Source organism: Marilutibacter penaei, from assembly GCF_014145395.1.
GTDB lineage: Bacteria > Pseudomonadota > Gammaproteobacteria > Xanthomonadales > Xanthomonadaceae > Marilutibacter > Marilutibacter penaei.
Map to the genome: position 1 here is coordinate 165,315 of NZ_JACHTE010000006.1, position 26,469 is coordinate 191,783.

A 26,469-nucleotide genomic window follows, 5' to 3' on the forward strand; every position below is an offset into this window, starting at 1 on the left:
CGCGCGGAACCCGCAATTTCCATGCCATCCCGCCCCCCTCCGGGGCCGCGTGAACGCGCTATAGTCGCCCCATGATCGAGGACGAGACCCCGGCGCAACGCGCCGACATCACACGGATGCTGGGTGCCGCGCGCGGCGGTGATCGCGCGGCGCTGGATAACGTCCTGGCCACCCTCTACCAGGAGCTGCATGGCATGGCGCGCCGCCAGCTGGCCGGCCAGCATGGCCAGACCCTGGACGCGACCGCGCTGGTCCACGAGGCCTACATCAAGCTGATCGGGCGGCGCGAAGCGCAGTTCGACGACCGCGCGCATTTCTTCGCCTATGCCGCGTCGGCCATGCGCAGCGTGGTCGTGGACTATGCGCGCCAGCGACTGGCGCAGAAGCGCGGTGGCGACCTGCACCGGGTGACCGACCTGCCGGAAGACCTCGAAGGCGGCCTGCGGCTGGACGAGGAAACGCTCGGCCTGGACATCGCGCTGACCCGCCTCGCCGATGTCGACGCACGGCTCGCCCAGGTGGTGGAGCTGCGGTACTTCGGCGGCCTCTCCGAGCTGGAGATCGCGGGCCTGCTCGACCGCTCCGAGCGCAGCATCCGCCGGGACTGGCAGAAGGCCCGGATGTTCCTGCTGGCCTCGTTGAAGGACGACTGAGCGCCGACCGCGGCGAGGGGGGCGGATGGACGCCGAACGCTGGCAACGCCTGTCGCCGCTGCTGGACAAACTGCTGGAACTGGAACCGGAGGCCCGCGCGCGGCGGCTGGCCGAACTGCGCGAGGAAGACCCCGCGCTGGCCACCGACCTGCAGGCGCTGATCGCGCTGGAGGACGACAACAGCGACTTCCTCTCGGAGCCGCTGGTGGTGCCGCCCGCCGGCCCGGCCAGTGGCATGGAAGTGGGGCCCTACCGGCTGGAAAGCCTGCTCGGCGAGGGCGGCATGGGCCAGGTCTGGCTGGCCTCGCGCGCCGACGGCCTGTACCAGCGCCGGGTCGCGCTGAAGCTGCTGCGGCCGGGACTGACGAGCCAGGACCTCAGGCTGCGCTTCACCCGCGAGCGGGAGATCCTCGCCCGGCTGGCGCATCCCAACATCGCCCGCCTGCTCGACGCCGGCGTCAGCGCCGAGGGCCTGCCCTACCTGGCGCTGGAATACGTCGACGGCACGCCGATCACCGATTACTGCCGCGAGCACCGCACCCCGCTGGACCAGCGCCTGGAGATGTTCCGGCAGGTCTGCGATGCGGTCAGCCACGCCCATGCCAACCTGATCGTCCATCGCGACCTGAAGCCGTCGAACATCCTGGTGACGCCGGCGGGCCAGGTCCGCCTGCTCGACTTCGGCATCGCCAAGCTGCTGGACGGCGAGGCGCCCGCGCCCGAACAGACCGGCACCGGCATGCGCGCCTTCACCCTGCACTACGCCGCGCCGGAACAGATCCTCGGCGAGCCGGTCACCACGATGACCGACGTCTACTCCCTCGGCGTGGTGCTCTACGAGCTGCTGGCCGACCGCAAGCCCTATCGGCTCAAGCGCCACAGCGACGCCGAATGGGAGGAGGCGATCCTCAACGCCGACCCGGTCCGGCCGTCGCAGGGCGTGTTGCAGGACACGTCGGCCGGCGGGGAGCGGCAGGCGCTCCGGCGGCACAGCCGGCGCCTCGCCGGCGACCTCGACAACATCGTCCTGAAAGCGCTGGCCAAGCGGCCCGAGCAACGCTATCCCTCGGTGGAGGCCCTCTCGCAGGATGTCGGCCGCTACGAAGCCGGCCGGCCGGTGCTCGCGCAGCCGCAGCGGCTGGGCTATCGCTTCCGCAAATACGTGGGCCGGCACCGCTGGGCGCTGGCGACCGGGCTCGTCGTCGCCCTGGTGCTGTCGCTGTCGCTGGGGCTGGTCGCGTGGCAGGCGCGCCAGGCGGTCGCCGAAGCGGCGCGCGCGCAGGCCATGCAGGACTTCATGATCGGCCTGTTCGAGGATGCCGGCGTGCGCGAGGGCGAGCCGCTCGATGTCGACCGCCTGCTGGATGGCGCGGTCGAGCGCGGCAACCTGCAGCTCGCGCAGGAACCGCGCGCGCGCGCCGAACTGCTGGGGGTCATCGCGCGCCTGCGGCTCGGACTGGGCGACACCGAACGCGCGCGCGGGCTGCTGGAGCAGCAGGCCGCCCTGCTGGCGCAGACCCCGAATGTCCCGGCCAGCCTGCAGCTGGAGTCGCTGACCCTGCAGGGGCGCCTCGCGCGCGAAAGCAGGGACTCGGCCGCCTGCAGCGCCCTGCTTCAACCGGCGCTGGCCGATGCCCGCCGCGAGCAGGCGCGCCTGCCGCACCAGGTGGCCGATTTCTATTCCGAGCTGGGGCGTTGCCGCCAGGCCGCCGGGGCGCTGCAGGGCGCCCGGCAGATGTACGAACGCGCGCTGGCGGTCCGGCGGGGCGTCGACGGCGACCCCGGCGGCATGGTCCAGACGCTCGTGGACCTCGCCGAACTGCAGGCCGATGCCGGCGACATCGACGCGGCCGTCGCGGGCTATGGCCAGGCCGTGCGGCAACTGCGCGACCAGGTCGCCACGCGCCCCGGCCAGCGGGTGGAGATCGGCCACCGCCTCGCCCGCCTGCAGGGACAGCAGGGCCGGACCGATGCCGCCATCGACACCCTGCGCGCGACCCTGCCGGTGGCGATGCAGGCGCTCGGCCCGGCCGATGGCGCCACCCTGGCCCTGCGCGAGGACCTCGCCGGAGCGTATCTCGACGACAGCCGCTTCGCCGATGCCGCCCGCCAGCTCGAGGAGGTGCGCCAGCAGCGCGAGGCCGCGAAGGGGCCGGACCAGGCGGCGCTGGTCCCGGTGCGCCTGCAGCTCGGGCGCATCGCCTGGGAGCGCAACGACCTGGCCGCGGCGCTGGTCCACATGCATGAAGCGGTGCGGACCGCGCGGCTGGATGCCGGACAGGCCCCGGCCGGTTCCGCCGTCCTGGCCGATGCCCTGTTGGAACTGGCACGCCTGCTGCACCAGGCCGGCCGGGACGGGGACGCGCGGGCGCCGCTGGAGGAAGCGCGCAAACTGCGCGCCGGTGCGGCCGGCGGCACCGCGACGCTGGAGCCCATCGACCGGCTGGCGGCCGAGATCCGGATCGCGCAGGGCGAACGCGACGCGGGCCTGGCCATCCTGCGCGGCCTGCTCGGCGACACCCGCCCGCAACCGGACGATGCGCTCGAACGCCTGCGCACCCAGGTGGCCCTGTGGCGCTGGGAAGCCCGGGCCGGCGACCCGGTCGCGCTGGCCCGCCTGCAGACCCTGGCCCGCGGCGAAACCGGCATGGGGCCGGCACGACGCGCCCTCGGATGGCGCGCCGCGCTGTACGCCGCCCAGGCCCGTTGCGCCGCGGGCGACGGCCCCGGCGGCGACGCCCTGCTGGAACAGCTCGACACCGAACTCGCCTCCCGCCAGCGCGACGGCAGCGCCCTCCGCCGCGAAGTCGACCTGGCCCGCCAGGCCTGCCTGCCGGCCAGCCCGGTTGCGGGTTAGCGCGGCGGAACAGGGGCGTCGACCCCAAAAGGTCGGGCGTTGGATCTCCAGGGGTCGAAGCGTGGAGCCCGAGGGGTCGAACCCTGGAGCTCTGGAGGTGGAAGCTTGGACCTCGGGAGGTCGAGGGTTGGACCTTTAAAGGTCGAAGCTCGGACCTCAAGAGCTCGAAGCCTGGACCCCAAGAGGTCGAACCGTGAACCCCTGAAGGTCGAACCTTGGAGCTCAAGGGGTGGAAGCTGGACCCCAGGAGGTCGAACGTTGGACCCTTGGAGCTCGAAGGCTGGAGCTATGGAGGTCGGAGCTTGGACCCCTGGAGGTCCAACCGTAGAGCTCGGGAGGTCGAAAGTTCCACTGGGTGAGGTGGAAGGCGGGGGAGTGTCCGATTTTTTGTGTGCAGGGCGGTGATCACTTGCCTGCAGCGGCGATGCGTTCCGGAGAGCATCTCGAAGAGCCAGTCACCTCCTACCGGCTGAAATCGGCCAAGAGCAGACGCTCAGCGTCTACGGAACTCCGGCCGATCCACTATTGTCGACCCTTGCTTCGGATGCCCACTAGACGTCGCAGGATTGCCCATAGAGTTCCACAATGCCCGAAGCTCCCCTTCACAGTATTGGGAAACCCGCTGTGACTCATCGCTCCCTTCCACCCCCTCCAGCAGATCTGAAATGTGCGCCGCAACGTCGATGCCTGCTGAGTTAGATGCGAGCACGCCATCTGGCAAAGAACTGGAGTCTTGTACGCGACCGATCGCCAACCACGTGGGATCGATTCCCCCAAGGACATTCCAGGCCGCGCAATAGCCAGCCGTGTGCGCCAACCGTTCTTCGTCAGTCTTCTTAATGGAAGATCCAGCTAAGTCGATAGCCAGATGAACAAATTCATGTGCCAGCGTTATCGTTACTGCTCTTTCGATATCCAATCGCATAGAGCTCTCGCGATAGCCTTTGGCATACAAAGGACGGATCGGCCTCCATGCAATTAGTGAGAGATCACGCACCTCGAAGCCCCATCCGCCCGGCGCTAGACGCATGCGTGGCGAAATTGCTTCTCTGGTGATCCCAGTGACGTCCGCCATGTATGACAACGTGCTCGCGCCGTGTCGACAGGCCTGCGTCGCAGTTTCGGTAGGGACGTCGCTTTCTATCCAAGATAGTTCAAACGCTGCATTCTGGGCGAAGCACTCAAGGGTGCGAGTACCCGACCAGCTTCGGTGCCCCGGGCCAGGCAAGACAGAGTAGGTCTCGATGTATGCAAGCGGTCCGATAGACTTCTTGCTAGTGGCGACGGCGCCTTGTTCGGCTACCTGTTCCAAAACTCGGGGTGGCATGGAGATGCACCCCGATGCGAAAGCTGTCGCCACACCGACGGTAAGGAACGCCAGGTAGCGCCTCACTGAAGACTACGATGCCCAGTGGTTAAGCGCCCCTTGTCGCCCAATGCGCGAAGGTCGCTCAACTCAAACGGCTGTACGCGGCCCATAGATTACCTTCTCCTCATTGAACGCGCCCATGAGATCGCGCCTTCCTTGGCACAATCACGATCAAGCTACTGGCAGATCGTAGCTTCCTACACCTGGACCGACCAGAGTTCCGTAGACACTCGGTTGCCGCTTTGCGCGTAGCGCCGTTCGAACTTTACGGGTGACACCCCAGTTCGGACGCCGAGCGTCCGCTTTGGGTCGGAAGCTGCCCGTCCGTATGGCAAGTGGTCAGGTCCTGGCGCCTCCGTGATCGAATCATATGCACACAGGGGCTCTGATCGCAGGGCACGCTGACTCGGATCGCACCAAGGCTTTCGGGCCCGTAGTGACGACGGGCACCAGCCCGGCGCTCTAAGCGATTTCGCTGCCAGTGAGATGTCACGCGGCATATGTGGGCTTTCGAGCGTCAGACCCGCTAGGCACCCAGCCCTCAATCAAGAAACGTCCAGCTGTCCGCGCCGTCGAAGCGCCTGATGGTGACGGCCTCCAGCAGCGCCGGTTCGAAGTTGCGGAGGTTCACGCCGTGGCGGGCGCCGGGGGTGGCGTCGAGGGGCTCCCAGTGAGTGATGATCCCGCAGGTCCGGCAGCGGACGTTCCGGAGGGTCCGGTCGCCCCAGACGTAGCTTTCGGTGTGCTCCGGGTGGCCCTGGATGAGGACGGTGCCGAGTTCGAAGTAGGCCCAGATGCCGCCGGTGCGCCGGCACCAGGAGCAGTTGCAGGAGGTCGCGGTGTCGGGCGCTGCCGGCAGCGTGAGGCGCACGGCGCCGCAATGGCAGGCGCCGTGCAGGGATGCGGGGGGCTGACTCTCGTCCATCGGCAACACCGCCAGGTCTGGTTCGGCCTGCCGCATCAGTCAGGCCGGGCCACGGGGCGGCTTCTGCTTGGCTGGTGCGTCATGGGCGGCTCACTGAAGCCCGAGGACAAGCTTCAAGCCGCTGTCCACTTTGTCCATCGCGGCACCCGCCAATGATTTGACCTTGTGGGTGAGGACTGACCGATCCAGCGTGATCAGCTGCGACACGTTTACGACGGAAGGCTGGGGGAGGCCGGAGTCCGACTTGGCAACGCGCACGTTGCCCGGGGCTTCTGCCAGTGCCAGGTTGGACGTGATCGCTGCGACGACCACGGTGCTGATCCGGCTGGCATTGAATGGGTTGGACTGGACGACAAGAACTGGACGCTTGTATCCAGGACCCGAACCCATGGGGTTGGGCAGACTGGCCCACCAGACCTCACCACGCTTCATGGCCGACAGCTCCAAGCTGGGCAGCGGCCAGGGCGGGATCGACAGGCTCCTGCTCCCCGGCATATACGGCGTTGAGTCGCTCGGTCACGAGCGCATCCTGCCGCTTGCCAAGGTATTCCTCGAGAGCCTGCGCGTAGAGCTGACTGCGGGACACGCGCAGGCGATGGGCAAGCTTCTCCGCAGCGGCGAAGACCGGGTCCGGGAGCGAGATGGCGACTTTCATGGCCGAACGGTATCACCATGGTATGAACATCGCAACGCCCGGTGCTGGATCAAGGCGTGCTGCCCCGCGCCCCCGGGCTACAGCAGCAGCGGCGGCTGCGCGGGTTCGATGGTGCCTTCGCCGCGCATGACGCGCTTGTACTCGGCGCGCGACACCGACACGTAGCGGTCGTTGCCGCCGATTTCGACCTGCGGGCCGTCCTGCACCGCGCGGCCGGCGGTGTCGACGCGCACGGTCATGGTCGCCTTGCTGCCGGTGTGGCAGATGGTCTTGATCTCGCTGAGTTCGTCGGCCCAGGCGAGCAGGTGCATGCTGCCTTCGAACAGTTCGCCGCGGAAGTCGGTGCGCAGGCCGTAGCACAGCACCGGGATGCCCAGCGCGTCGACCACTTCGCTCAGTTGCCAGACCTGCGCGCGGGTCAGGAACTGCGCTTCGTCGACCAGCACGCAATGCAGGCGGCCGTGCGTGTCGATGTCGCTGCGCACGCGTTCGAGCAGGTCGTCGCGCGGGCCGAAGGCGAGCGCGTCGGCGGCCAGCCCGATCCGCGAGGCCACCCGCCCTTCGCCGGCGCGGTCGTCCAGGCGCGGCGTGAGGATCGCCACGCGCATGCCGCGCTCGCGGTAGTTGTGCGCGGACTGCAGCAGGGTGGTGGTCTTACCGGCGTTCATCGCCGAGTAGTAGAAGTACAGCTTGGCCATGGCGGCAGTGTAGGGCGGGCCACCGCCCGCCGTCACCGCGCCGGCTCAGGCCGTGCGGCGCCGCGCGCGCGCCGCCATGCCTTCGGCCCAGCGCTGCGCCATCGCCGGCGACGTGGTGCACACGGCGTCGTCGGTGACGGTGGTGACCGCGCGTTCGAGCAGCTGGATGTCGGCCTCGTGCTGGCGCGCGACGTGCGGGTCCTCGAAGAACACCACGCGCTGGCAGCGCTTCTCCAGCACGCGGTCGGCGATCTGCGCGTCGCCGCCCAGCGGGCCGCTCTCGTAGCGATGCACCCACGGGGTGTCGGCGGGCCAGCCGCGGCTCCAGGCCAGCTCGTTGAGGCGTTGTCCGGTGGTACCGGTGCCGACCCGGCGCGCGAACCGCGACAGCAGGTCGAAGTGCTCGCCGGCGAAGGCCAGCATGGCCGCCTTCATCGCGTCATGCGCGATCAGCGCCAGCGTCTGCCCTTCCGGACTGAAGAAGCGGTCGGCCGCCGGGTCCGGCTCCAGCCCCGCCAGCACCCGCTCCTGTTCGATCCAGTCGCGCGCCGAGGCCACGGTGGAAATGAAGGGCTTGCCGTGGATCACGCACTGCCGCTTCAGCGCCACCGCCTCGGGGAAGGTCGAGGAGGGGTCGACCGGGTCGATCAGGTAGATCGCACCGTCCAGCCGTCGCGTGTCCTCCTCCAGCCCGACCACCTCGGCGACCAGCTTCATCAGCCCGCCTTCGCGGCCATACGGGTAACGCTTCAGCCCGCGATACCCGCCCAGCATGCCGGCGGCGACGATCGCATCGTGCGTCCGCCCGACCGCATGCAGGTCCAGCTGCAGGTCGCGGATGCCCGACTCGCAAGCGCGCAGCCATCTGAACAGGGCGGCGTCCTCGGTGGCGTGGTGCAGGCGGTTGGCGGCCAGGCCGATGCGCATGGGCGGTTCCGACAGTGGGGTGGGGCCAGTGTACGGGCCCACCCGCTACACTGTCCGCCGCTCCAGGAAGTCCCGCATGCACGGCCTCAACCCCCCCCAGCGCGCCGCCGTCCTCCACACCGACGGCCCCCTGCTCGTGCTCGCCGGCGCCGGCAGCGGCAAGACCCGCGTCATCGTCGAAAAGATCGCCCACCTGATCGCCAGCGGCCGCATGCCCGCACGGCGCATCGCCGCGATCACCTTCACCAACAAGTCCGCCAAGGAGATGAAGGAGCGTGTCGCCAAGCGCATCAAGGGCGACGCTGCCGAGGGCCTGACCGTCTGCACCTTCCACGCGCTCGGCCTGCGGATGCTGCAGATCGACCATGCCAAGGTCGGGCTGCGCCGCGGCTTCTCCGTCTTCGATGCCGACGACACCGCCGCCCAGCTCAAGGACCTGCTGCCGCCCGGCAGCAAGCCGGACGTGCTGGACAACGCCCGCAACCTGGTCTCGCGCGCCAAGAACGCCGGTCTGTCGCCCGAACAGGCGCTGGCGGTCGCGCGCAGCCCGCGCGAGGTCGAGGCGGCGCAGCTGTACGCGCGCTACCAGGCGCGGCTGACGACCTTCAACGCCGTCGACTTCGACGACCTGATCCGCCTGCCCGTGGAACTGCTGGAGAACGACGAGGACGCCCGCCTCGGCTGGCGCGAGCGCATCGGCTACCTGCTGGTCGACGAGTGCCAGGACACCAACGACGCCCAGTACCGGTTGCTGAAGGCGATTGCCGGCCCGGCCGGGCTGTTCACCTGCGTCGGCGACGACGACCAGTCGATCTACGCCTGGCGCGGCGCCAACCCGGACAACCTGCTGTCGCTGGGCACCGACTACCCGGCGCTGAAGGTGGTCAAGCTCGAGCAGAACTACCGCTGCTCCAACCGCGTGCTGCGCGCGGCCAACGCGCTGATCGCGCACAATCCACACGAGCACCTCAAGACCCTGTGGAGCGACAACGCCGACGGCGAGCGCATCCGCATCTGGGAATGCCGCGATGGCGCGCACGAGGCGGAGAAGGTCGCCGCCGAGATCCACTTCATCGCCACCGCGAAGCAGGCGCCGTGGAGCGACTTCTGCATCCTGTTCCGCAGCAACCACCAGAGCCGCGCGCTGGAAAAGGCCCTGCAGCTGCTGCGCGTGCCCTACCACCTGACCGGCGGCACCGCGTTCCTGGAGCGGGGCGAGGTCAAGGACGCGCTGGCCTGGCTGCGCCTGGTCGCCAACCCGGACGACGACGCGGCCTTCCTGCGCGCGGTGCAGGCGCCGCGCCGCGAGGTCGGTGCCACCACGCTGGCCAAGCTGGCCGAGATGGCGCAGAAGGTGCACATGCCGATGTCGCGCGCCGCCGAGTCGGTCGGCGTGCTCAAGCAGCTGGCGCCGCGCGCGGGCAACGCGCTGGATGGCTTCGTCGGCATCGTCCGCTCGCTGCGTGCCGACGCCCAGCGCCTGCCGCCGTCCGAGCTGGTGCGCGTGCTGGCCGAGAAGAGCGGGCTGCTCGCCTCGATCCGTGCGCAGTGCAAGGACGAGGCGACCTTCCAGCGCCGCAAGGTGAACCTGGAAGAGCTGGCGGACTGGTTCGAAGGCGGCAAGGCCAGCGGCCCCGGTGAACTCGCCGCGCAGCTCGCCCTGCTGTCGCACGCCGACAAGGGCGAGGCGGGCAACCAGGTGCGGCTGATGAGCCTGCACGCGGCGAAGGGGCTGGAGTTCCGCTACGTCTTCATCGTCGGCATGGACGACGGCACCCTGCCGCACGAGGTCGCGGTGGAAGAGGGCAGCCTGGAAGAAGAGCGCCGCCTGCTCTACGTGGGCATCACCCGTGCGAAGGAACAGCTGTGGCTGTCGCACAGCCGGGAGACCCAGCGCTGGGGCGACCGCATCCGGCTCAGGCCCAGCCGCTTCTTCGACGAGTTGCCCAGTGCCGAGATCCAGCGCGATGGCGCCGATCCCGAGGCGGACGCCGTGCGCAAGCAGGAGCGCGCACAGGCCGGGCTGGCGGCGATCCGCGCGCTGCTGGACGAGGGCTGAGCGGCGCGTCGAAACGTTGTCGTCGGGATCGGCGGCTACACTCGGGGGCATTCCCGATCCCGGATGTTCCATGTCGAAGCACGCCCTGGCCACGACCGGCCTCCTCGCCAGCCTCCTCGTCCTTGCCGCCTGCCAGCGCGCGCCGGCGCCGGTCGCGCCGCCCTCGCAGTCCGCGCCTGCGGGCGCCGTGGACGCACCGGCCGACGACAACCTCAATGCGGTGCTGTGGGTGCAGGCCTCGGCCGAATACCGGGCGCTCACCACGCAGACCTACAAGGCCGCCGCCGACCACCTGGATGCCGCCCTGGCCGAGGCGCACTGGGATGCGCTGGTCCCCGAAGAGCGCGCCAACGCAGGCACCGGACTCAAGCCCGCCGTGATCATGGACGTCGACGAGACCGTCCTCGACAACGCGCCCTACCAGGCGCGCCTGGTGCGCGACGGCGCGAGCTACGACGAAGTGAGCTGGGCCGCCTGGGTGGCCGAGAAGCAGGCCGAGGCGGTGCCGGGCGTGGTCGACTTCGCGCGTGCGGCCGCGGCCAAGGGCGTGACGGTGATCTACCTGTCCAACCGCGCCGAGCACCTGCAGGAGGCGACACTGGCCAACCTGCGCGCCGTCGGCCTGCCGGTGGCGGATGAAAGCGTGTTCCTCGGCCTCGGCACCCATGTCGAGGGCTGCGAGCAGAACGGCAGCGAGAAGGCCTGCCGCCGCCAGCTCGCCGGCCGCGAGTACCGCGTGCTGATGCAGTTCGGCGACCAGCTGGGCGACTTCGTCGAGATCAGCGACAACTCGCCGTCGGGCCGCGCCGCCCTGCTCGACGAATACGGCGACTGGTTCGGCGAGCGCTGGTGGATGCTGCCCAACCCGACCTACGGCTCGTGGGAGCCGGCCGTGTTCAACAACGACTGGGGCCAGCCGGCCGCCGAGCGCCGCCGCGCCAAGCGCGCAGCGCTCGATGATGCGCGATGAAAATCAATGGCTTGCAGTCGCTTCATCAAGTGATTGCATAAGATGGCCGGGGCGGCTAGGCTGTCCTCGTCCGGCCCGAGGGCCGGCGCCATGTCCAAACTGACGTCATCCGGCTCCGGCCGGATTTGAGAGGAGGCTCCGGCCTCCTTTTTCTTTGCGCGCTACCGGCGACCGGACGTCTAGTACGTCACCGTGACCACGATGGTGTCGCTGTAGCTGCCGGCGGGCACGCTCTGGGGCGCCGGCACGCGGCCGTAGACGGTGATCGACTGCGCCGTTCCGCTTCCGGTGCCCAGTTCGGTGTCGAGGTTCAGGGTCCTGCCCCAGCGCTGGCTGCGGGCGGCGTTCCGGTAGAGCTCGTAGCGTACGAACTGCCCGCTGCCGCTGCGCATGCGACGCTGCGTGCCGTTCGCATGCAGGCCATCGTTGAGGCCGAGCTGCCAGGGAGTGCGGCGCGTGCAGGTCAGGCTGATGCTGGAGCTCTGGTCGCGGTTGGAGGCGATGAGTCCGGGGACGTTGCCGAAATCCAGGTCGCTGGCGATGCCCAGCTCGCACCGGTCGGGCACGTTCGCGGTCGCGGTGAACGGGAAGCTGCCGCTGGTACCGCCCCCGTCGCCGCCGGCGGTGCAGGATGCGGGATAGGTGCCGCCGCCCGTGAACAGGCTGACCTCGTTGTACCGGTACGACAGGCGCGCGTGGCCGGCGCTGAACGTGCTCTGGTAGTTGCCGGAGGCAAGGCCGCTCTGGGCGGGGATGCGGCCGTACAGGGTGAACGTCCGGGTGTAGCTGCCCCCGAAGTAGACGCCGTAGGCGAACTGGGCCTGGTACGCGGGCGGCATGTAGGCCGATCCGCCCCACGCCCGGCTGCGGCTGCCGTCCTCGTAGAACTCGAAGGCGAGGCCGTCGGAATACCCGTTCAACATCCGGCGACCCGCGCTGCTGCCCCCGCTGCCGATGCCGATGTCCAGGCAGGCGGACACATAGCTGGCCACGAACAGGGCATTCGTGGTGCAGGTGACCGTGATGGTGGCATCGGAGTCGGTATTGCCGGCGGAAGCGACGTTGCCGAACGCCATGTTGGTGGCGGTCGCGCTGCAGGTCGTCGCCGCCTTCGCGCTGGAGACCAGCCACAGTTGCGAAAGCAGGACGATCAGCCCCAGCACCAGCAAGCGGGGGGTTTTCGACCACAGGCGTTTCAGCAGGTTCATCGGGGTTCCTCGGTCGAACAGGTCAGGGGGCCGAGCCGCGGGATGTCCCCCGGGACCCCCGGGTGTTCGAATCGCACGTGGCAGGTGCCCGCCGGGGACGCGACATCGAGCACGTTTACCGCATCCAGGCCTTCCACATAGGTTTCGCCGTCGTAGCCGACGATGGCGGTCTGGTCGCTGCCGCGCAGGCGCACGCGGGCGCCCAGCGGAAGCGGTTCGCCAGCGGCATCCCGCAGCACCAGCAGGGCACTGCGGACGCGCGTCATCCGGAACTCGACCAGGGCGCCGCCGCGGTCGGCGGGCGTCACCTGTTCGGAGATGTCCGGCAGGCGCACGTCGGCGGGAAGCGACATCGGGTCGATCGCCAGCGTGTTCCGTTGCCAGGCGTTGAGCCGGGTGACCAGCATCATGCCGTTGGCGTCGGTCCGGCCGATGGCACGGTTTTCCAGTTGCACGGGCACGTCGGGAAGGCCGGTGGAGACCACCGCGAACGCGTCGTCGACGTAGCGGGAGGCGAACAGGTGGCCGCCCATGAGGACCAGGCCGCCGCTCGCGCGACCGTAGGCCTGGTCGCCCGAGGCCAGCCTCGCCACCCCCAGGTCCAGCCGTCCGGCCTGCCCCAGCCATCCGAGTTCGGCGAGGCCGGTGCTGCCCTCGTCGTTGTGGCGGAGCTGTGCCCGCCAGCCATGTCCACCGTCGCCCGGCACGGGCCGGGTCATGTCGATGGCGAGGTCGCGGCGGTCGCCGTTGCGCTGGTAGGACGCGGTCGCGGTGCCGCGAGCCTCGAAGCTGTACGTCGCGCCGACGAACACGCTGCGGTCGCCGCTGTCGTCCAGGTTCTGGTTCGCCGACACGCTCAGGTACCAGCGCCGCCCGAGGTTGCGCGACCAGTTCGCACTCGCATACCGCGCATCCGACTGCTGCTCCGGGTACGCGAGGCGGACGTAGCTGAGGCTGAAACTGCCGGCGACGCCATGCGACCAGCCCAGCAGCGCGCGGTCGCTGACTGACGGCGGCCGCTCGTCGTACAGCGATGCGATGTCGCGGTACTCGCCGTGCGTGCGCAGGCTGTCGATGGAGGCGTTGAAGCTGCGGTTGCTCCACTGGTAGCCGAGGCCCACCTGCCAGCCTGCGTCGCCGTTCGCGCGTCCGTGTGCCGCGGATGCGTTCACCACGCCGAACTGGCCGAGGGCCCAGTACGCGCCGCCGCCGGCGTTGGTCAGGCCACCGCCGGCTTCCGCGTGGGCTTCCAGGGTCAGGCTGTCGCTGGCGCCATGGCGCAGGCCGGCGCTGGCCACCGGCTCGTCGTGATAGGCAAAGGAGCGCAGGCCGTAGTCGTCGCGGACCAGGCCCAGGTCGACGCTCCAGTCGGTCAGGCCGTCGGCCAGCAGGTTCCGTGCGGCGTAGAAGGGGAAGTCGATGCTGCGGGTCGCGCCGTAGGCATCGGTCACGACCATCTGTGCGACGCCCGCGCCGGAAATCCCCGGCATTGCATTGACCTGGAACGGCCCCACCGGCACCTCGCCGCTGTACTGGCGAATGCCGTCCACGTATAGCTCGACCGAGGACGGCACGGCCGCATCGCCGACGAAAGCGGGCAGGGGCGTGGTCACCCGGTAGGGTTGGAGGCTGAAGTCGCGGGCGATGCTGACGCCGCCCAGGCGGACCGGACGCGTCCAACCGAGCCCGCCGCTGATGGTGTCGCCCGCGGTGACGCTGAGCATGGAACCGGGATCCGACCATCGCCACTGGGTGTCGAGCCGGACCGAGTCGCCACGCCAGTCGTCGCGGGGGTCCTGGTCGCGCCGGAACGCGCGGCTCACCGCGGTCTGGGTGAACACACCGGCCGCGGTCGTCAGGCGCAGCTCGGCGAACGCGGAGGCGTTCTGGCCGCTGTCGTCGTGGCTTGCGTAGAGGTCGTAGTTGAGCAGGAGGCCGGTGGAGCGCGTCGCCCGGGGGATGTCTTCGGCCGTGGCATTGGCCAGGGTGGTTTCAAGCGCCAGCGCCGTCAGCGGGGCATCGATGGCGACGCGTTGTTCGGTGGCGTCGTACGCATACTCGACGCCGGGAATCGCATCCAGCGCCACCGTATCCGCCGCATCGCGCCCGGGCAGGGAGAAACCGGCCTGGCGCAGCGTGGCCACGCTGGCGGAGAGGCGGCCGTCATGCAGGGTGAACGGCAACAGGAGGCCGGAGCGCGCCTGGTTCAGGCGAACTTCGAGGTACAGCGGTAGGGCGTCCTGCTGGGCGGTGTCCTGCGGGGCCTGGGCGTTCGCGAGTGCGGTCGGGACCAGGAGCGCCAGCAGCAGCGCCTCAGCGAGCCGGTGCCGACGACGGCAATGCGCGGGCCTCGGGCTCACCATTGATCCTTGCTTCGAAGTGGCCGCCCGGAGACTCCAGGAGGCCCGCGGGTGCGTCCAGTGGCCAGCGCATGCGCTGGCCCGGCAGTACATAGCCGATCAGGCCGGGCTTCAGGCGGTGGCGTTGGCCGTTGCCGTCCACGTAGTCCAGATCCGCGAGTTGCGCATGCATGCGCCCGTCGTTGACGACGTCCAGGGCGGGCCGTCCGTCGTATCGGGACAGCCGCGCCTCCAGGTCCGGCGCGATCTCTCCCTCCGGCGCCAGGAACACCGGCACCGAGTAGCGCAGCACGAACTGCAGGCCCGGGTCGCGTTCTCCATCCGGCAAGGGCAGTTCGTCGACGACCACGCGGAACGCCAGCTCCCGGTCGATGGCCGGTGCGCCGGTGCGGATCACCCGGACCAGCTGACGGCCGCCGACCGGGATGGACACCATCGGCGGGCTGATCGCGATGGCCTGTGCGGGCTCGAGCGTGTCCTCGCCGTCCACCTGGGTCCAGGCATAGACCCGGACCTGCGCCTGGAGGGGCGCGTCCCCGGAATTGCTCAGCCACAGGCCATCGGCCGCCTGTTCGGCCTGCAGGGTCAACGACGTGGGCGACACCTGCAGGCCGCTGGCGGAGGCGAACGCCGGGGCCAGCGCGCAAGCCACCGCCAGCGCCGCCAAGCGGCAGCATCGGGCGAACGGTCGGGCGGGCATGATCGGCATCGTCTGCAGCTCCGGGTGCGGTCGGATCAGTAGGTTACCGTCGCGGTCACCACGTCGTTGTAAGCACCAGCGGGAAAGTTGGCCGAGGGCACCCGACCGAACACGTTGACGGTCTGCGCGGCGCCGGTGCCGGTGCCCGCCAGGCGGCCGGTGCCGGTGTTGTCCCACACGTCGCTCGCGCCGCGTGCGGCGGCCTTGTACAGCTGGTAGGGCACCAGGTTCGCGCCACTCTTCATCTTGCGGGAGGCCGCATCGGTGCCGTTCTGGCCGAAGCCGAGGCCGATGTTGTAGGGCGTGCCGCTGGTGCAGTTGACGGTCAGGGTGCCCTGCTGGTCGACGTTCGTCGCCGTGGAAGCAACGGAACCGAAGTTCACGTCGGTGGCGGCCACGGTCTTGATGTCGCAGGTGCTGGTGATGGTGATCTTCACGTTGAAGGTGGTGCTGTCGTCGGCAGCGGTCGCCGGGGCGGCGAACAGGCCGAGCAGGGCGGCGGCAAGCAGGGTGCGGGACATGTTCATGAGGAGCTCCAATACGTAATCGAGGAATGCGTTGAGGTCGGGCGCCGTACAGCGGCGTGAAGCTCGCGTGACGGCTTCACCGGGGTAATCGCAGGATCCGTGCCAACAAATGCGAACCCCGTCACAAACAGCCTTTGCCGTACGCCAACGCATGCAACGAAAGTCCAATGGCCGTCGCCTTGACCCGGAGACGCCGCTCAGCGCCGTGACGGCGGTCATGAAGTGACGCGGTGGGTCACTTCCCAGCCCCTGTTCATGCGCGTGGGGTTGCGTTCCGCGTGTTCATTTTTGTCAAGAAAACCGGTTGCTTAGCGGTGGCTTGTGCCTGTCGCCAGGCCGCGCCAAGATGAACGTGGACCCGACAGGCCCTCCCGAATGCCCCGAGTCATGACCCTGATCCGTGCTGTCTGGCTGGGCGCCCTGGGCGCGCTCCTGCTGGCGGCGTGCACGGAGGCGCCCGCTCCGGATCCGGTCGAGGCCGCGCCGACGAAACCGGCGGACGCCGTGACAGTACTGGTCGCGGACCTCCGCAGCGACGACCTGGCCGCCTATGCGCGGCACGCGGTCCCTCCCGACCTGCATGCCCGCCTGGACGCGGCCTGGCGCGAAGGCCGCACCCGATGGCCCCTGACCGAGCTGCCGCTCGATGCCCAGATGCCGGCGATGCTGGCGGCACTATCGGCCCCGGACGCCGAGAAGACCCTCATGGCCAGCTACAACCGGCAGTTCGCGGGCGCGCGGCGCGAACTCGCCGCCAGCGCTTCGGCACTGGGATTGTTCGCGGCCCAGTACATCGCCAACGAACCCGAATACAGCGAATCGGAGCGAGACCATCTGGTCCAGCTCGTCCAGGCGGTGAGCGGATGGGGCCAGCAGGCGCCGCTCCACGACGCCAAGCGCGCGCGCCCCGCCCTGCGGCAACTGATCGCCGGCGCCCGCCTCAGTGGGCTGGACAGCCCCGAGGCGTTTGCCGCCGCCGGGATGGACGACGGCCTGGCGCGTTTCGCCCGCTTCAGCGCGCGCCTGAAACGCGTGATGGCCGAGTACGGACTGGATCTCGACGCGGCGCTGGACAGCGTCCAGGCCACGCTGGTCGACCAGACGGGCGACACCGCCCGGGTACGCGTCCGCTACCGGCTTGCCGGTCGCGATATCGATGCGATCCTGCCGGTGGAGCGGCATGGCGACGCGTGGTACCTCAGCGACCTGCTGCGCCACGCCCGCCTGGAAGCCGGCCTGCCCGCCACGCCCGCCGACGGGCCGGCAGGGGCGCCGGTGGAGGGGGAAAGCGTGGCCCCGCCCGCCGACTGAAGGCATCGCCGTGCGGTCTGGCCACGACAGGCATAATGGCCGCGATGCCGAAACAGACGCCCCTGCTGTTCCCCGACGAACCCCGCCCTGACGGGTCCCGCCCCGATGCCGACATTGAAGCCAACGGGCTTGAACGTGCGGCCGCCGGCGAGGCCACCGAAGCAGCGCCGGATGGCGTGCGGCAGGAGGCGGCTCCGCCCGCTACGCCGTCGCTGTTTCCCGAGGATGCGTCCGGCGCCGGATCGCCGCCGCAGGGGGGCGAGGATCGGCGGCCGTCGCAGCCCGCGGGCCCCGAAACGCCACGCAGACGTCCGTGGTGGGCCCGGCTGCTGGGCTGGGTGCTGTCGCCCTGGGTCGCGATCACGATCGAGCCGGAAGATCCCGCCTCACACGCAGATGGCCGCGGCCGCCCCGTCTGCTACGTGCTCGAGGACTACGGCCTGTCGAACGCGCTGATCCTCGACCGCGCCTGCGAACAGGCGGGCCTGCCGCCCCCGCTGCAACCGTTGCCCGGCGATCCACTGGGACGCAAGCGCGCCTATGTCGCCCTGTCCCGCCGCAACGCGACCCTGTCGCCGCTTGGCGCGCCGCCGAAGAAGGCGAGCAGCCATTCCGAATCGCTGGCGCGCCTGCTCGATGCCCACCGCGAGGACCCGGCGCTCGACGTGCAACTCGTGCCGGTGTCGATCTTCGTCGGGCGTGCGCCGGACAAGGACAGCGGCTGGTTCTCGGTGCTGTTCTCGGAGAACTGGGCGCTGGTCGGGCGTTTCCGCCGCCTGCTCGCGATCCTGCTGAACGGCCGCGACACCCTGGTCCGTTTCGCACCGCCGGTATCGCTGCGCGAAGTGGCCGACGAAGCAATCGGCCCGGAACGTGCGGTCCGCAAGCTGTCCCGCGTGCTGCGCGCGCATTTCCGCCGCATCCGCACCGCCATCATCGGCCCCGACCTCTCGACGCGCCGGCTGCTGATCGACCGCGTGCTGGCCAGCGAGTCCGTCAAGGACGCCATCGCCGACCAGGCCCGACGCGACAAGACCTCGCTCGCGGATGCCTGGCGGAAGGCCCATGCCTACGCCTACGAGATCGCTGCCGATTACTCGCATCCGTTGGTGCGTTCGGCCAGTTTCATCCTCGCGCCGGTGTGGAACCGCATCTACCGCGGCGTGCTGGTCCACCACCTGGAGAAGCTCAAGCAGGACGCGCCGGGGCACGAAGTCGTCTACGTGCCCAGCCACCGCAGCCACATGGACTACCTGCTGCTGAGCTACCTGCTGTACACCAAGGGCATCGTGCCGCCGCACATCGTCGCCGGCGTCAACCTCAACCTGCCGGTGGTCGGCAGCATCCTGCGCAAGGGCGGTGCGTTCTTCATCCGCCGCAGCATCCGCGGCAGCGCGCTGTACTCGGCGGTGCTGTCCGAATACGTCGCGCAACTGGTGTCGGGCGGCTACTCGATCGAATGCTTCGTGGAAGGTGGACGTTCCCGCACCGGCCGCCTGCTCCAGCCCAAGGGCGGCATGATCTCGATGGTGCTGCGCGGTTACCTGCGCCGCCCGACGCGCCCGGTGCTGTTCCAGCCGGTCTACATCGGTTACGAGAAGCTGATGGAAGGCAACAGCTACCTCGACGAGCTCACCGGCAAGCCGAAGGAAAAGGAGTCGATCTGGCAACTGCTGGGCGGCATCCCGAAGGTGTTGCGCAGCAACTACGGCCAGGTGGTGGTGAACTTCGGCGAGCCGATCCGCCTCAATGACGTGCTCGCCGAGCACGCACCGGAATGGAACGGCGAGGCCGTCGGCGAGGACGAGAAGCCCGCGTGGCTGTCGACCACCGTCGACGTGCTCGCCCAGTCCATCCAGGTCAACGTCAATCGCGCCGCCGACGTCAATCCGATCAACCTGCTGGCGATGGCCCTGCTCTCCACGCCCAAGCACGCGATGAGCGAGAGCGACCTGCTCGCGCAGATCGCCCTGTCGAAGACCCTGCTCGACGAAGTGCCCTATGGCGAGCGCGTCACCGTCACCCCGCACACGCCCGAGCAGATCGTCGCCCATGGCGAAGAGATCAACGTGCTCGCGCGCGTGGCCCATCCGCTCGGCGACGTGCTCGGCGTGACCGGCGACAACGCAGTGCTGCTGAGCTATTTCCGCAACAACGTGCTGCACCTGTTCACCGCCGCCTCGTGGCTGGCCTGCTGCTTCCAGCACAACCGCCGCATGAGCCGCCAGCGACTCGTGCGCCTGGGCCGCAGCGTGTACCCCTTCCTGCAGGCCGAGCTGTTCCTGCCCTGGACCGAGGACGCGTTCGCCCAGCGCATCGAGCGCACCATCGAGGTGTTCATCCGCGAAGGCCTGCTCGAACAGGTGAGCGAGGACGATGGCGGCATCCTCGCGCGCAATGCCGGGCAGACCGACGAAGTGTTCCGCCTGCGTGCGATCGGCCACTCGCTGCAGCAGGCCTTTGAACGCTACTACATCACCACCTCGGTGCTGGCCAAGAACGGTGCCGGCACGCTGACCGCCGCGCAGTTGGAAAGCCTGTGCCAGCTCGCCGCGCAGCGCCTCAGCCTGCTGTACGCCCCGGCCGCGCCGGAGTTCTTCGACAAGACCTTGTTCCGCGGCTTCATCCAGAAACTGCGCGACCTGGGTCTCGTCTGGACCGACGAGAACGGCAAGCTCGCCTTCGACGAACGCCTCGAAGGCTGGGCGCGCGACGCCAAGTTCATCCTCGGCCGCGAACTGCGCCACACCATCGAGAAGATCAGTCCGGAGATGGTGCCGTCGGAAGGGGACCGTAAAGTTAGCGATGGAGGTGGGCAATGAGCCTCGAACGCTCCGCGTTTCAGAACACATGACGTGAATCCCCGGACCGGATCTCCCTGCTTGATGTGACAGGGCAGCGTTTGACTCGGGGAAATCGCCTCGCATAGATTCGACGCAACGGAGCCATGTCTCCACTGCCTAATGGACGGGCTCGAAAGTCAAGGACGATGAACTACGCTGCCGCCACCACATTCCGGACGCCCCGTAAGTTGATGTCTCTGAGGGGTCTTCGCGCGTCCGCTCTGCCGACGTGGCCCATGCATGCGGATTTTCCAAGGGCTTTCTCTCCATTTGCGGAGCGTCCCATCGCGAATCTGTGTTCGATCCACCTCCACGGAGCGGGTCGAGAACAGCGAGTTGCCGATCATCCGATCGGTGTTGTCATTGTGTTTACAAACAACAAAGGAGAGGCAAGATGAAGGAGCTGACCATGACGCAATCCTTGGCCGTATGTGGAGGCGCCGCAGGCGACATAGAGTGCGAGGTGTCTACGGACAAGGTGGGTTGTAACGGGACACTGTCGGACTTCGGTGACCTGGCGAAGCAGTATTCGAAGATTGCGCCCTTCAGTGGACTCGGGCTGATCGGTTTGGGGTTGAGGTTGATCTGACCGACCGTCGAATCGGCGCCGTGAACGCGGCGCCGATCTTCGCGCGAAGGATGAGCATGAGTTCCAGGCATTGGAATCAGCCGAGCGAGCCGGCTGTTCTTTTCGCAGCGAGTATAGGAATACTCCTGATCGGGAGCGTGTCGATCAGGCTGCTGTCGCTCCTGGGCTTCCCTTTCGCCAAGGTGCTGGTCGAGCTTGTTCTTGTTATCGCACTGTACGGCGCGTTTCCGGAAAGAGGGGGAAGAAAGTGGAGCCTTCGATCAGTAGTGGCCATGCTTGTGCTCGGCTCAGCACTGGTATCCGGTTGGGTCTTCTCTCTCTCACCTTCTCATAACGAGCAAGCCAGTTTCGACCCGGCCGGTCCTTTGTCCGGCACTGATCTCGTCCATCTTCTGGTGGGCGTTGGGGTCGTTGCGCCGCTATACGAAGAAAAGCTTGTGCGGTTCCTTATGCTCAGGGGACTTGTCAGCCTCGGACCGGTTGCCTCCACGCTGCTGGTCTCTTCGCTGTTTGCAATCGCCCACGAAAAGGCGATGGTTTGGTCGTTCCTGGCGTCAGTCGTCTTCTGCATCGCTGCGTTTCGTGGTTTCACGAGCGGACAGAGGGCTGTCGCCCACGGCCTATGCAACCTTGGAATCCTTGCCTGGCATCTGGGGTAGGCATCAGGCTCTTTCGAAGGCTCAGCGAGTGCACACCCGGTATTCTTCGTTGACGCTTCCGGAGCGCGCCGCTTAGCATTGCTTTCAGTAGAGAAGCGCGATCCTATGGATGGGTCGGCATGGTCAAGGACGATGACGCAACCCCTCTTCCGACCCGAAGTCATGCAAGCGCGCCGCGCCAGTTGGCTGGGCGGCATCTCCCTCGCTCAGCCGCTGCGGCTTTGGATCCTGACTGCGCTCGCCGGCTTTGCCGCGCTGGCCATCGTGCTGTTCCTCGTTTTCGGTACCTACACGCGACGTGCCCGCGTCGTCGGCCAACTGGTGCCGGTGAAGGGCATGGCGTCGGTGCTGGCGCCCGCGACCGGGATCGTGACGCGGATGGACACACCCGAAGGCGGTCGTGTAGAAGCTGGCGAGACGCTCGCCGTGGTCACCGTGCCGCGGGCTACGGTCACCGGCGGCGACACTCTAGCCGCCTTGGAAAGCCGACTGCAGCGCCGTGTTACTGGACTGAAGGATGCGCGCACGGCCCAGCAGCGGTTGTTGGATGCACAGGCCGCCGGCCTCTCCGGCCAGCTGGGGGCGGCTCGCCACGAGTTGGCCCAGGTCGCAACCGGAATCGCCACCCGTCGCGAGCAGATTCGTATCGCCGAGGAAACCTTGGGGCGGCTGCGGGAGCTGGAAGACGAACGCTATGTCAGCCTGCTGCAGATCAAACAGCAGGAGTCAGCCGCGCTGGCCCAGGTTGGCGATATGCAGGCACTGCAACGCCAGGCCACCGCCACACGTCGTTTGATTGCCCAGCTGGAGCAGGCCATCAGCGAGCTGCCCGGCCAGCGTGACGCTCAGGATGCCGGTTTCGCGCGCGACCTCGCCTTGCTGGAGCAGGAGCAGGTCGAGACCCTCGCACGCGGCGAACTGGCGATCGTCGCCCCCGTTAGCGGCGTTGTGGCCACCCAGATGCTCAAACCCGGGCAGGCCGTACAGGCCGGCGAAGTACTGATGACCGTGCTACCCGGCGACGGGACGCTCGAAGCCGAGCTGTTCGTGCCCAGCCGCGCGATCGGCTTCATCGAGCCCGGCGATGCCGTGCTGCTGCGCTACGAGGCCTACCCCTACCAGAAGTTCGGCCACCAGCCCGGCCAGGTGTCGCGCGTCAGCCGCAGCACCATGGCCACCGCCGATGGGAACGGCGGGGCCGGTGGTGAACCCCATTACCGCATCAACGTGACCCTGGACCGCCAGGCCATCACCGCGTACGGCAAACCCGAGCCGCTGAAACCGGGAATGCTGCTCGAGGCCGACGTGCTCGGCGAGCGCCGCACCCTGATCGAATGGGTGCTGGAACCGCTGTATTCGATTCAAGGAACTGTGTTCGACAGATGACTGCAGCGTGGGGCGAAGCAGGAACCTGCAGGTTGTTCCTTCGATTGGCGCTGCTGCGCAACTAAGGGAAAAGATGGTAGAGCGAGATAATCGAACTATAGAGAAATAGTACTAATATTCTGCTGATTTGGGAATTTAAGAACTAACCATGAAGATCAATGAAAAAATTATGTACGCGATAGCCGCAAGTATAGTTGGCGTGCTGGTTCTTGGCTTGTATATAGGAACAAGGATGGCTGAGCGTGATAACTCAATTCAGGAGCGGGAAGGCGCGTTGCGTCAAGAGCGGATGAAGCCTTAAGTGAAAGGAAGATTTGTAGGCTTGATGGCACAACTGTTGTGCGCAAGAAGGCATCAGATGAGTGGGTACTTCACGACTGCGCATCGCAGATCCTTCTTTGGTAACGCCGTGAGTGCGCTCGAGGTATGAGAGCAATCATCCAGTCCGAAGCTGCGGAATGCGGGTTGGCGTCCCTTTCGATGGTGGCTGCTGCGCATGGTCTGCCTATCGACCTGGCGGCGATGCGTCGTCGTTTCTCCCTCTCCCTGAAGGGCGCCAAGCTCACCCAATTGATTCAAATTGCGCAACAGCTGGGTTTTAGCGCGCGGGCACTTCGGCTCGATATGGAAGAGCTGGCGCAACTTAAGTTGCCCTGCATCCTGCACTGGGATCTGAATCACTTCGTAGTGCTTTCCCGGATAAGCAAGGGCAAAGTCACCATACTCGACCCCGCAAGAGGAAAGAGGATACTGGCTCTGTCGCAAGTCTCCGATCGTTTCACCGGTATCGCGCTTGAGCTAACGCCTGCCGAAGAGTTCAAGCCGCGGAAGGCGGTGCCTGCGGTGAGCGCCCGTCAACTGGCGGGCCGGGTTACTGGCCTCTGGCGCGCACTGATACAGATCCTGCTGCTGTCCATGGCGCTGCAGGTGTTCGTGGTGCTGGCGCCATTCTTCATGCAGTGGGTGGTCGATCAGGTGCTGGTGTCGGCCGACCGCGACCTCTTGGTGGTGCTGGCCCTAGGCTTTGGCTTGGCGATGCTGCTGCAGGTAGCGATCGGGCTGCTGCGCGGCTGGTCGGTGGTGCATTTGTCGTCGCGACTGGGCCTGCAGTGGATGGGCAACGTCTTCGCCCACGCGCTGCGGCTCCCGCTGGACTTCTTCGAAAAGCGTCATCTGGGTGACATCACGTCGCGGATGTCGTCGGTGCAGGCCATCCAGCGGACTCTGACCACCAGTTTCGTCGAGGCGATCATCGACGGGCTGATGGCGGTGGTCACGCTGGGCATGATGCTGCTCTACAGCTGGAAGCTGGCGCTGGTGACCTTGCTGGCGGTCGCGCTGTACCTGGGCATCCGAGCGGTGGCCTACCGGCCGATACGCGACCGCACCGAGCAGCAGCTGGTCGCGGCGGCGAAGCAGCAGACCCACCTGCTGGAATCGCTGCGCGGAATGCAGAGCCTGAAAATCGCGGGTCAGGAGTCACTTCGCCGCTCCACCTACGACAACCTGATGAACGAGACCGTCAACAAGGATGTCAGCCTGGCGCGCATGGGGCTGGGCTTCTCGAGTGCCAGCCAGCTGGTGTTCGGTATCGAGCGCATCGCGGTGATCTGGATCGGCGCGCTGCTGGCACTGCAGAACGTGTTCTCGGTCGGCATGCTGATCGCCTACCTGGCCTATAAGGACCAGTTCGCAGGACGCATGGGCGCGTTGATCGACAAGTGGATCGAGTTCCGCATGCTGAGGCTGCATGGCGAGCGACTGGCCGACATCGTGTTGAGCGAGCCGGAGGGTGGCGACCGCCTGCCCGAGGTCGCGGTACCGGAGACCGCCCGGATCCAGGTCGACAATCTGTCATTCCGCTATGCCGATGGCGAGCCATGGGTACTGAAGGATTGCAGCTTCACCGTCGAGGCGGGTGAGTCGCTGGCCATCATCGGCGCCTCCGGGTGCGGCAAGACGACCCTGGTCAAGCTGATGCTGGGCCTGCTCAGGCCAACTTCTGGCAGCATCTCAATCGGGGGGCTGGATCTCCACAAGGTCGGCCCGCACAACATCCGCAGCATCGTGGGCGCGGTGATGCAGGACGACCAGTTGTTCGCGGGGAGCATCGCCGACAACATCAGCTTCTTCGATCCCGACTTCGACCTGGCCCGTGTAGAGGCCGCGGCCCGCCTGGCGGCCGTTCACGATGAGATCGCGTCCATGCCAATGGGCTACCACAGCCTGATCGGTGACATGGGGAGCTCGCTGTCCGGCGGCCAGAAGCAGCGGGTGATCCTTGCACGCGCGCTCTATCGTGACCCCAAGCTCCTGTTCCTGGACGAGGCGACCAGCCATCTGGACGTGATGAAGGAGCGTCTGGTCAACGACGCCGTCAAGCAGCTCAGCCTGACCAAGGTGATCGTTGCTCATCGTCCGGAGACCATCAACAGCGCGGACCGGGTGCTGGTCATGGAGCAGGGGAGGATCGTGCAGGAGCTGCGACCCGGCACCTTGTCGAATGTCTCGGGGGAGGCGGTCGAAATCGAGGCCTGACCCACGGGGGTGCGCTAAGCCGGCTCGTCCGGGATCATCGCGCTCTCCAGTCGCGCGATGCAGTCCTTCAGCCAGAGCTTGCGCTTCTTCATGCGCTTGAGGGCGAGGTCGTCGTGGGCGTCGCCGTCAAGGAGGATCGCCAGGCGTTCGATGGCCGCGTCGAGGTCGCGATGCTCCAGCCGCAACTCGGTGAGGCGGCGGGCGGTCTCGGCGGGGTCTTGGGCCTCGGACATGGGCCGAGCTTAGCGCGGGGGCGGGATGCCGTCATGACGCAGGCCGGCAGGCGGGCAGGTCGCGTCCCTGCAGTAGAATGCACGGTCCATGAGTACCGTCCTGCCCCTGCTTGAACCCCGTTCGCGCCGCGAGGCCGACCCCTGTGATTCCGAACGGGACATCCGCCGGCTGGCGCAGCGCCTGCGCCACCAGGTCGGCCGCGCGATCGCCGACTACGGGATGATCGAGGACGGCGACCGGGTGATGGTCTGCCTGTCGGGCGGCAAGGACAGCTACACGATGCTGGACGTGCTGCTGCAGCTGCAGAAGAAGGCGCCGGTATCGTTCTCGATCACCGCGGTCAACCTTGACCAGAAGCAGCCGGATTTCCCGGAGCACGTCCTGCCGGAGTACCTGCGCTCGATCGGCGTCGACCATCACATCATCGAGCAGGACACCTATTCGGTGGTCAGCCGCGTCGTGCCCGAAGGCAAGACGATGTGCTCGCTGTGTTCGCGCCTGCGACGCGGCGCGCTGTATACGTATGCCGAAGAGCACGGTTACAACAAGATCGCGCTGGGCCACCACCGCGACGACCTCGTGGCCACGTTCTTCCTCAACCTGTTCTTCCACGCCAAGCTCTCGGGCATGCCGCCCAAGCTGCTCAGCGACAATGGCAAGCACGTGGTGATCCGCCCGCTGGCGCTGGCCAGCGAGGCCGACATCGCCCGTTACGCCGACCTCCGCCGGTTCCCGATCATTCCCTGCAACCTGTGCGGCTCGCAGGAGAACCTGCAGCGCAAGCAGGTGCAGAAGATGATGGCCGCCTGGGAGGCGGAGACGCCGGGCCGCATCGAGACCATCGCCCGCGCGCTGGCCGACATCCGGCCGTCGCAGCTCAGCGACCCGAAGCTGTTCGATTTCCTGTCGCTCGGCCGAACGGCCGGCGACCTGCCGTCCGCTGCCGGGGCCTGGGCGGATGCCGATCCGTCCGCACGTGACGACGATTGAGCCGCACCCGC

At 67.8% G+C, this 26,469-nt stretch carries 23 protein-coding genes; 12 read left to right on the forward strand and 11 right to left on the reverse strand.

Annotation, left to right across the window (positions count from 1 at the left end; translation table 11 throughout):
• Positions 1-71 precede the first annotated feature (71 nt).
• Positions 72-653, forward strand: a complete 582-nt coding sequence (locus H4F99_RS09775) for an ECF-type sigma factor (protein ID WP_182669548.1) — start codon at positions 72-74, stop codon at positions 651-653.
• A 25-nt stretch (positions 654-678) separates the two neighbouring features.
• Positions 679-3,510, forward strand: coding sequence for a serine/threonine-protein kinase (locus H4F99_RS09780; protein WP_182669549.1), 2,832 nt, complete (start codon positions 679-681; stop codon positions 3,508-3,510).
• A gap of 493 nt (positions 3,511-4,003) precedes the next feature.
• On the opposite strand, the gene H4F99_RS09785 is transcribed toward H4F99_RS09780, so the two are convergent.
• From H4F99_RS09785 to H4F99_RS09810, 6 genes are all read right to left on the reverse strand, one after another.
• Positions 4,004-4,585 (reverse strand): hypothetical protein, encoded by a 582-nt coding sequence (locus tag H4F99_RS09785; RefSeq protein WP_182669550.1) that lies wholly within the window; start codon positions 4,583-4,585, stop codon positions 4,004-4,006.
• A gap of 835 nt (positions 4,586-5,420) precedes the next feature.
• Positions 5,421-5,804: a GFA family protein gene (locus H4F99_RS09790; protein WP_182669551.1), complete on the reverse strand. Its 384-nt coding sequence runs from the start codon at positions 5,802-5,804 to the stop codon at positions 5,421-5,423.
• 90 nt (positions 5,805-5,894) lie between these two features.
• Positions 5,895-6,236 carry a type II toxin-antitoxin system PemK/MazF family toxin gene (locus tag H4F99_RS09795; protein ID WP_182669552.1) on the reverse strand — a complete coding sequence of 114 codons (342 nt, stop codon included), beginning with the start codon at positions 6,234-6,236 and terminating at the stop codon, positions 5,895-5,897.
• Positions 6,223-6,459: a ribbon-helix-helix domain-containing protein gene (locus tag H4F99_RS09800; protein ID WP_182669553.1), complete on the reverse strand. Its 237-nt coding sequence runs from the start codon at positions 6,457-6,459 to the stop codon at positions 6,223-6,225. Before H4F99_RS09800 ends, H4F99_RS09795 begins: the two co-directional genes overlap by 14 nt.
• Before the next feature lie 77 nt (positions 6,460-6,536).
• On the reverse strand, positions 6,537-7,157 hold the full coding sequence (locus tag H4F99_RS09805) for a thymidine kinase (RefSeq protein WP_182669554.1): 621 nt from the start codon (positions 7,155-7,157) through the stop codon (positions 6,537-6,539).
• A 45-nt stretch (positions 7,158-7,202) separates the two neighbouring features.
• Positions 7,203-8,084: a methylglyoxal synthase gene (locus H4F99_RS09810; protein ID WP_182669555.1), complete on the reverse strand. Its 882-nt coding sequence runs from the start codon at positions 8,082-8,084 to the stop codon at positions 7,203-7,205.
• A gap of 76 nt (positions 8,085-8,160) precedes the next feature.
• On the opposite strand from H4F99_RS09810, the gene H4F99_RS09815 reads away from it, so the two are divergent.
• Both H4F99_RS09815 and H4F99_RS09820 read left to right on the forward strand, forming a co-directional pair.
• Positions 8,161-10,143, forward strand: a complete 1,983-nt coding sequence (locus H4F99_RS09815) for a UvrD-helicase domain-containing protein (RefSeq protein ID WP_182669556.1) — start codon at positions 8,161-8,163, stop codon at positions 10,141-10,143.
• Positions 10,144-10,213: 70 nt separating this feature from the next.
• Positions 10,214-11,113, forward strand: a complete 900-nt coding sequence (locus tag H4F99_RS09820; RefSeq protein WP_182669557.1) for a 5'-nucleotidase, lipoprotein e(P4) family — start codon at positions 10,214-10,216, stop codon at positions 11,111-11,113.
• A 179-nt stretch (positions 11,114-11,292) separates the two neighbouring features.
• Here the strand turns inward: H4F99_RS09820 and H4F99_RS09825 are convergent, their stop codons facing one another.
• From H4F99_RS09825 to H4F99_RS09840, 4 genes are read right to left on the reverse strand one after another with little or no spacing between them, the layout of a single operon-like run.
• A complete protein-coding gene (locus H4F99_RS09825; protein ID WP_182669558.1) occupies positions 11,293-12,321 on the reverse strand; it encodes a Csu type fimbrial protein in 1,029 nt (342 codons plus the stop codon).
• Positions 12,318-14,684: a fimbria/pilus outer membrane usher protein gene (locus tag H4F99_RS09830; RefSeq protein ID WP_182669559.1), complete on the reverse strand. Its 2,367-nt coding sequence runs from the start codon at positions 14,682-14,684 to the stop codon at positions 12,318-12,320. The genes H4F99_RS09825 and H4F99_RS09830 overlap by 4 nt, the downstream gene beginning before the upstream one ends.
• Positions 14,635-15,381 carry a fimbrial biogenesis chaperone gene (locus H4F99_RS09835; protein WP_182669560.1) on the reverse strand — a complete coding sequence of 249 codons (747 nt, stop codon included), beginning with the start codon at positions 15,379-15,381 and terminating at the stop codon, positions 14,635-14,637. The genes H4F99_RS09830 and H4F99_RS09835 overlap by 50 nt, the downstream gene beginning before the upstream one ends.
• 35 nt (positions 15,382-15,416) lie before the next feature.
• Positions 15,417-15,908 (reverse strand): Csu type fimbrial protein, encoded by a 492-nt coding sequence (locus H4F99_RS09840; RefSeq protein WP_182669561.1) that lies wholly within the window; start codon positions 15,906-15,908, stop codon positions 15,417-15,419.
• 387 nt (positions 15,909-16,295) lie between these two features.
• Here H4F99_RS09840 and H4F99_RS09845 point away from each other — a divergent pair, with 387 nt between their 5' ends.
• The 7 genes from H4F99_RS09845 (at position 16,296) to H4F99_RS09875 (ending at position 25,234) form a co-directional block, all read left to right on the forward strand.
• Positions 16,296-17,219, forward strand: a complete 924-nt coding sequence (locus H4F99_RS09845; RefSeq protein ID WP_182669562.1) for a hypothetical protein — start codon at positions 16,296-16,298, stop codon at positions 17,217-17,219.
• Between the two features lie 35 nt (positions 17,220-17,254).
• Positions 17,255-20,041, forward strand: a complete 2,787-nt coding sequence (gene plsB, locus H4F99_RS09850) for a glycerol-3-phosphate 1-O-acyltransferase PlsB (protein WP_182669563.1) — start codon at positions 17,255-17,257, stop codon at positions 20,039-20,041.
• 415 nt (positions 20,042-20,456) lie between these two features.
• Positions 20,457-20,651: a hypothetical protein gene (locus H4F99_RS09855; protein ID WP_182669564.1), complete on the forward strand. Its 195-nt coding sequence runs from the start codon at positions 20,457-20,459 to the stop codon at positions 20,649-20,651.
• Between the two features lie 137 nt (positions 20,652-20,788).
• Positions 20,789-21,310: a CPBP family glutamic-type intramembrane protease gene (locus tag H4F99_RS09860; protein ID WP_182669565.1), complete on the forward strand. Its 522-nt coding sequence runs from the start codon at positions 20,789-20,791 to the stop codon at positions 21,308-21,310.
• 132 nt (positions 21,311-21,442) lie between these two features.
• Positions 21,443-22,696, forward strand: coding sequence for an HlyD family secretion protein (locus tag H4F99_RS09865; RefSeq protein ID WP_182669566.1), 1,254 nt, complete (start codon positions 21,443-21,445; stop codon positions 22,694-22,696).
• Positions 22,697-22,844: 148 nt separating this feature from the next.
• The gene (locus H4F99_RS09870) at positions 22,845-22,997 is read left to right on the forward strand and encodes a hypothetical protein (RefSeq protein WP_182669567.1); all 153 of its coding nucleotides are present in this window, start codon (positions 22,845-22,847) and stop codon (positions 22,995-22,997) included.
• Positions 22,998-23,122: 125 nt separating this feature from the next.
• A complete protein-coding gene (locus tag H4F99_RS09875; RefSeq protein WP_182669568.1) occupies positions 23,123-25,234 on the forward strand; it encodes a peptidase domain-containing ABC transporter in 2,112 nt (703 codons plus the stop codon).
• A gap of 14 nt (positions 25,235-25,248) precedes the next feature.
• Here H4F99_RS09875 and H4F99_RS09880 read toward each other — a convergent pair whose 3' ends face one another.
• Positions 25,249-25,467, reverse strand: a complete 219-nt coding sequence (locus H4F99_RS09880) for a YdcH family protein (protein WP_182669569.1) — start codon at positions 25,465-25,467, stop codon at positions 25,249-25,251.
• 88 nt (positions 25,468-25,555) lie between these two features.
• On the opposite strand from H4F99_RS09880, the gene ttcA reads away from it, so the two are divergent.
• Positions 25,556-26,458 carry a tRNA 2-thiocytidine(32) synthetase TtcA gene (gene ttcA / locus H4F99_RS09885; RefSeq protein WP_182669570.1) on the forward strand — a complete coding sequence of 301 codons (903 nt, stop codon included), beginning with the start codon at positions 25,556-25,558 and terminating at the stop codon, positions 26,456-26,458.
• Positions 26,459-26,469 lie beyond the last annotated feature (11 nt).

Excerpts from the sequence above, each read along its gene's own strand:
- H4F99_RS09775 (WP_182669548.1), top strand. The coding sequence starts at position 72 with ATGATCGAGGACGAGACCCCGGCGCAACGCGCCGACATCACACGGATG.
- H4F99_RS09780 (WP_182669549.1), top strand. The coding sequence starts at position 679 with ATGGACGCCGAACGCTGGCAACGCCTGTCGCCGCTGCTGGACAAACTG.
- H4F99_RS09785 (WP_182669550.1), bottom strand. The coding sequence starts at position 4,585 with ATGGCGGACGTCACTGGGATCACCAGAGAAGCAATTTCGCCACGCATG.
- H4F99_RS09790 (WP_182669551.1), bottom strand. The coding sequence starts at position 5,804 with ATGGACGAGAGTCAGCCCCCCGCATCCCTGCACGGCGCCTGCCATTGC.
- H4F99_RS09795 (WP_182669552.1), bottom strand. The coding sequence starts at position 6,236 with ATGAAGCGTGGTGAGGTCTGGTGGGCCAGTCTGCCCAACCCCATGGGT.
- H4F99_RS09800 (WP_182669553.1), bottom strand. The coding sequence starts at position 6,459 with ATGAAAGTCGCCATCTCGCTCCCGGACCCGGTCTTCGCCGCTGCGGAG.
- H4F99_RS09805 (WP_182669554.1), bottom strand. The coding sequence starts at position 7,157 with ATGGCCAAGCTGTACTTCTACTACTCGGCGATGAACGCCGGTAAGACC.
- H4F99_RS09810 (WP_182669555.1), bottom strand. The coding sequence starts at position 8,084 with ATGCGCATCGGCCTGGCCGCCAACCGCCTGCACCACGCCACCGAGGAC.
- H4F99_RS09815 (WP_182669556.1), top strand. The coding sequence starts at position 8,161 with ATGCACGGCCTCAACCCCCCCCAGCGCGCCGCCGTCCTCCACACCGAC.
- H4F99_RS09820 (WP_182669557.1), top strand. The coding sequence starts at position 10,214 with ATGTCGAAGCACGCCCTGGCCACGACCGGCCTCCTCGCCAGCCTCCTC.
- H4F99_RS09825 (WP_182669558.1), bottom strand. The coding sequence starts at position 12,321 with ATGAACCTGCTGAAACGCCTGTGGTCGAAAACCCCCCGCTTGCTGGTG.
- H4F99_RS09830 (WP_182669559.1), bottom strand. The coding sequence starts at position 14,684 with ATGGTGAGCCCGAGGCCCGCGCATTGCCGTCGTCGGCACCGGCTCGCT.
- H4F99_RS09835 (WP_182669560.1), bottom strand. The coding sequence starts at position 15,381 with ATGCCCGCCCGACCGTTCGCCCGATGCTGCCGCTTGGCGGCGCTGGCG.
- H4F99_RS09840 (WP_182669561.1), bottom strand. The coding sequence starts at position 15,908 with ATGAACATGTCCCGCACCCTGCTTGCCGCCGCCCTGCTCGGCCTGTTC.
- H4F99_RS09845 (WP_182669562.1), top strand. The coding sequence starts at position 16,296 with ATGACCCTGATCCGTGCTGTCTGGCTGGGCGCCCTGGGCGCGCTCCTG.
- plsB (WP_182669563.1), top strand. The coding sequence starts at position 17,255 with ATGGCCGCGATGCCGAAACAGACGCCCCTGCTGTTCCCCGACGAACCC.
- H4F99_RS09855 (WP_182669564.1), top strand. The coding sequence starts at position 20,457 with ATGAAGGAGCTGACCATGACGCAATCCTTGGCCGTATGTGGAGGCGCC.
- H4F99_RS09865 (WP_182669566.1), top strand. The coding sequence starts at position 21,443 with ATGACGCAACCCCTCTTCCGACCCGAAGTCATGCAAGCGCGCCGCGCC.
- H4F99_RS09870 (WP_182669567.1), top strand. The coding sequence starts at position 22,845 with ATGAAGATCAATGAAAAAATTATGTACGCGATAGCCGCAAGTATAGTT.
- H4F99_RS09875 (WP_182669568.1), top strand. The coding sequence starts at position 23,123 with ATGAGAGCAATCATCCAGTCCGAAGCTGCGGAATGCGGGTTGGCGTCC.
- H4F99_RS09880 (WP_182669569.1), bottom strand. The coding sequence starts at position 25,467 with ATGTCCGAGGCCCAAGACCCCGCCGAGACCGCCCGCCGCCTCACCGAG.
- ttcA (WP_182669570.1), top strand. The coding sequence starts at position 25,556 with ATGAGTACCGTCCTGCCCCTGCTTGAACCCCGTTCGCGCCGCGAGGCC.